4 protein-coding genes are annotated in these 3920 nt (G+C 57.6%); 1 reads left to right on the top strand and 3 read right to left on the bottom strand.

The window, feature by feature from the left end; all coding sequences use genetic code 11:
• Nucleotides 1–84: 84 nt before the first annotated feature.
• Nucleotides 85–1065, bottom strand: coding sequence for a nickel/cobalt transporter (locus HX884_RS25575; RefSeq protein ID WP_023620118.1), 981 nt, complete (start codon nt 1063–1065; stop codon nt 85–87).
• Complete coding sequence (locus HX884_RS25570) at nt 1056–1694, bottom strand: DUF1007 family protein (RefSeq protein ID WP_023620117.1); 639 nt, start codon at nt 1692–1694, stop codon at nt 1056–1058. Before HX884_RS25570 ends, HX884_RS25575 begins: the two co-directional genes overlap by 10 nt.
• A gap of 125 nt (nt 1695–1819) precedes the next feature.
• On the opposite strand from HX884_RS25570, the gene csiE reads away from it, so the two are divergent.
• Nucleotides 1820–3097 carry a stationary phase inducible protein CsiE gene (gene csiE / locus HX884_RS25565; RefSeq protein ID WP_178328982.1) on the top strand — a complete coding sequence of 426 codons (1278 nt, stop codon included), beginning with the start codon at nt 1820–1822 and terminating at the stop codon, nt 3095–3097.
• On the opposite strand, the gene HX884_RS25560 is transcribed toward csiE, so the two are convergent.
• Nucleotides 3098–3920 (bottom strand): 3-phenylpropionate MFS transporter (locus tag HX884_RS25560; protein ID WP_178328981.1); only part of this gene is annotated, 823 nt, incomplete at its 5' end.

Genomic DNA, 3920 nt, shown 5'->3' with positions numbered 1-3920 from the left:
TGGTCATGGCGGCATGACCATATTACTGGGGATCCCTCAGCCCTGTGGGAGAGGGTCAGGGTGAGGGCATCAGACCGCACCCTACTAAAACGGCCGCAATCCCCTTCCCACCGGCACCGCACTCATCCACATCGTCACCGCCGCTACCAGCAGAATCACCCCGCCCGCCAGCGCGAGCGTCGTCCAGCCAACCTGTCGCCACAGCACCGGCGTTTTATTGCCGCTGAGTTTTACCGCCAGTTGACGGAAGCTGTGAACCAGTAATGCCAGTGACGAAATGGTCAGGGACGTTCCTGCCGCCATAGCCAGCGCAGAGAGCATGCCCCAGCCGAATACGCCAATCACTTTGCTGAACAGCAGCACCATGATCGCACCTGAACATGGTCGCATCCCCATTGAAAGGACAATCATCACCCGCGCACGCCAGTCGTCGCCGCTCTGCAACTGCGCCTGCGTAGGCAGATGCTGATGTCCGCAGCCGCAGTGGGCATCATGGACATGATGTGGCGTAAAGGATTTGAAGGTTGGCTTTTGCAGCAGTACCCGCAGTTTTTTCAGCGCCCGCCAGCAGAGGATCACCCCCAGCACGCCCACCAGCGCATAACTTCCCTTCTCCAGCCAGAAACTGCTCAGGTGCAGCTGACGAGCGGGAAGCTGTAACAGCGAGAGGACGACCACTACCAGCCCGATAGCGACGCCGCCCTGCAGCAGCGAAGAGGCCAGCGTCAGACCGATGCTCGATTTCAGCTTCGAGGGATGCGTGGCAAGCCAGGTAGCGATCACAATCTTGCCGTGCCCCGGCCCCAGCGCATGCAGCACCCCGTAGACAAAACTGAATGCCAGCAGGGAACCACCTGCTTTTGTTGGGTTATCCGCCACCGCCTTGAGTAGCCCACTCATCTGCTGGTTAACGTCACGCTGCCAGAGAATGCTTTTCATCATAACCTGCGGCCAGGCCTGCCATAACCACAGCGCGCCGCACACGGCCAGCAATAAAAAGAGCGCCAGCGGCCAGAGATGAAGCCAGCGACGTGGTTTGCGGGCGGAAGAGGCGATCACTGACATTGTAACGTCACCTGCTGTGCAAACTGTTTACCCAGTTCCATATCTTCAGGAGGGGCATCCTCTTTATCCAGAGAGACGGCGAAGTTGAGCGTCTCTTCGCTGGGTTTTGGCGTATGAACAGCGAGTTTGCAGGATTTTTGCAGGGTAGTCGGTAGCGTCACGTCACTCTCCTTCGCATAGCTCATATCGACGTAATAGGTGGGGTCGAAGGTGGAAAAGGTATACGTCTGTCCTGCCAGCGGCTGAGGATGCGCCAGCGGGAGAACAAACGTCAGCACCGCCTGATGACCGTCGCGCGACATGCCGTACTCCGTCGGGCGATTCATAAACTTCACCTTTTGTCCGTTATGCCAGAACTCGGTGAAGTAGTGCTGTCCCAGCACGTTGGCCATGACCTCCGCCGCCAGCTTTTTCCAGATCTCATCGCCTGGCTTTGCGTTTCCCGCGTCATACAGGAGATCGGCCGAGGTGATTTCATCCATCGTCCAGCGCATTTTCAGGCCGCTCAACTGGGTTCCGTCAGTCACCAGCTCGGTTTTGAGACTGATAAAACTGTGAGGATGCGCGCCGGCGGTGAAAGTGATAACCGCCAAAAATAACGCCATCGCGCTGTGTTTAACTGTTTGCATCAATTCCTCACGTCAAAAATTCTGTGATGTTCGCCAGCAATCCTGAGTGAAAGGGCTGCCGGTACGCTTTTCAGCGTCGATCCTTTAGCTATTCTTACCAGACATTCACACTGGATACCCAACAGATGATGACAACGCTTGAAATTCCATCTGTGCTTTCCAGTTCGCAGCGCCGCTGCCAGGTGCTTTTGATGCTTTACCTGCCCGATGCTGCCGTCACCGCACAGAGCATAATCGCAACCAACGGCGTGGACGACGCCATGGCACGGCAAGATATAGCCGAGACGCGCGATGAAATCCAGCGCTATCACCGGCTGGACATTGTCACGCACCATGACGGCAGCTACCGGATTGAAGGCTCGGTCCTGAATCAGCGTTTATGTCTGCTGCACTGGCTGCGCAGGGCGCTCCGCCTGTGCCCACATTTTGTTTCGCAACAGTTTACCCCGGCGCTTAAAACCGCGCTTAAACAGCAGGGCATCGCGCGTCCGCTTTATGACGATACGAATCTGCGGGCGTTGATCAGCTTCTGTTCCCGAAAGCTACAGCGCCCCTTTGACTGCCGTGACGTGCAGTTTTTACAGCTCTTCTTGCAGTATTGTTTGATCCAGCATCACCTGGGCAATACGCCGCAGTTTTCCCCCGTTCAGCGCAACTGGACACAGTCGCGAGGGGAATACTTTACGGCGCAGGAAATTGTGCGTCACTGGAAACGCCGCGTGCCGCAGGGCACCCACAGCGACGAACAACTGTTCCTCGCGCTGCTGTTTATGATGCTGCGCACGCCCGATCCGGTGCTCGATAAACATCAGCAGGATCAGCGTCTGCGCCGGGCCATCGTGCGGATGATTGCCCGTTTTCGCGCCCAGACAGGAATGAACTTCAGCGATGAACAAGGGCTGACCGATCAGCTCTACGTTCATCTGGCACAGGCGCTGGACCGGTCGCTGTTTGAGATCGGCATCGACAACAGCCTGCCAGAAGAGATCCATCGCCTTTACCCCCGTCTGTTACGCACCACCAAGGAGGCGTTGTTTGAGCTGGAGGTGGAGTTTGGCCTGCGTTTTTCTGATGAAGAGATGAGTCTGGTGGCGGTGATTTTTGGTGCCTGGCTGATGCAGGAGACCGATCTGCACGAAAAACTGGTGGTGTTATTAACCGGAGAGGACAAATCCTGTGAAGAGGTGATTGAACAGCAGCTGCGCGAACTAACGTTGCTGCCGCTCAATATTCGTTATCTGACGCTGCAGGCTTTTCAGAAAGAGGGGGCTCCGCGCGAAGCGGCGCTGGTTATTACTCCTTACCCCACCGCCCTGCCCCTGTTCTCACCGCCGCTGATCCACGCCGTGGAATCGCTGAACGCACAGCAACAAGAACATATTCGCGCCATGCTGGAATCGTAGTCAGGTGCGCGCGGCCACTTTCGGGCGAATAAACATCGCCGGTAGCGCGACCAGTGCCATTACCCAGAACACGCCGTGTCCCAGATGTTGATACAGGAAGCCCGCAAAGACCGTCATCACGGCAATGCTGCCGCCCATCGCCACCGCAGAATAGACCGCCTGCAAGCGAATCACATCCCCGCCTTCACGCGCGGCGATATAGCGCATGGCCGCCAGATGGCAGACGGTAAAGGTGCCACAGTGCAGAATTTGCGCCACGATCAGCCAGGGCAGTTCGGTCGTCCAGCCCATAATGCCCCACCGCGCCACGCCACACACGGCGGAGAGCAGCAGCAGGTCGCGCGCGCCGAAGCGGCGAAACAGTTTCTTGCTGAGCGCAAAGATAATCACTTCGGCCACCACGCCAAGCGACCACAGGTAGCCCACGGCAGAGGCAGAGTAACCGGCGCCCTGCCAGTAAATGGCGCTGAAGCCGTAATACGCCGCGTGCGCCCCCTGAAGCAGGCAGACGCAGGCCAGAAAACGCCAGCTTTGCGCCACCAGGCTTCGCCAGGCGGGCCAGCCTGCGCTTTCCTGATGGCGGCTTTCGCCTTGCGGCATGACTGACGGTCGCAGCAGCATGCCCAGCAACATCGAGGCGATACCGATGCTTAGCAGGGCAAGAATGGCGCGGTAATCGTAAATACTGACCAGTTTCCCCACCAGCGCAGAGCCAATCACAAACGCAATGGAGCCCCACAGGCGCACGCGACCGTAGTCCATGGTGATCTGTAGATTCAATTGGTCAACGCAACAACCATGTGAAAACATGTGGTTGCGGAGG

Source organism: Enterobacter sp. SECR19-1250 (assembly GCF_013391025.1).
GTDB classification, from domain to species: Bacteria; Pseudomonadota; Gammaproteobacteria; order Enterobacterales; family Enterobacteriaceae; genus Enterobacter; species Enterobacter cloacae.
This window is presented reverse-complemented; position numbering and strand designations above follow the sequence as displayed.

Coding starts and splice junctions, on each gene's coding strand:
- HX884_RS25570 (WP_023620117.1), bottom strand. CDS start 1,694: ATGCAAACAGTTAAACACAGCGCGATGGCGTTATTTTTGGCGGTTATC.
- csiE (WP_178328982.1), top strand. CDS start 1,820: ATGATGACAACGCTTGAAATTCCATCTGTGCTTTCCAGTTCGCAGCGC.
- HX884_RS25575 (WP_023620118.1), bottom strand. CDS start 1,065: ATGTCAGTGATCGCCTCTTCCGCCCGCAAACCACGTCGCTGGCTTCAT.